1 pseudogene is annotated in these 344 nt (G+C 68.0%); it reads right to left on the bottom strand.

The features are described 5' to 3' along the window. Nucleotides 1-344, bottom strand: a pseudogene (gene carB / locus IO33_RS0142185) (carbamoyl-phosphate synthase large subunit); the annotation flags it as partial.

The following is a 344-nucleotide window of genomic DNA, read 5'->3' as shown; positions in this document are numbered from 1 at the left end:
CGGATCTCGGCGACCTGCTGGTCGGAGAACCCGTGCCGCTTGGCGTCGGCGAGCAGCTCGGCGGTCAGCTCGGGGGCCCCGGCCAGCTCGTCCGCGATCTCCTTGATCAGGAACAGCTGGTCCACGAACCACGGATCGATCTTCGTGTACTCGAAGACCTCCTCCGGCGTGGCGCCCGCGCGGATGGCCTGCATGACGGTGTTGATCCGACCGTCGGTGGGGCGTACGGCCTCGCGCAGCAGCGCTTCCTTGTCGCCCGTCTCGCCGACGAACGTGAACTGGCTGCCCTTCTTCTCCAGCGAGCGCAGCGCCTTCTGGAACGCCTCGGGGAAGTTCCGGCCGAT

It is taken from the genome of Streptomyces durhamensis (assembly GCF_000725475.1).
In the GTDB taxonomy this organism is placed as follows: domain Bacteria; phylum Actinomycetota; class Actinomycetes; order Streptomycetales; family Streptomycetaceae; genus Streptomyces; species Streptomyces filipinensis.
Note: the sequence above shows the minus strand (reverse complement) of the source record. Positions and strands in the feature narration are given on the sequence as shown.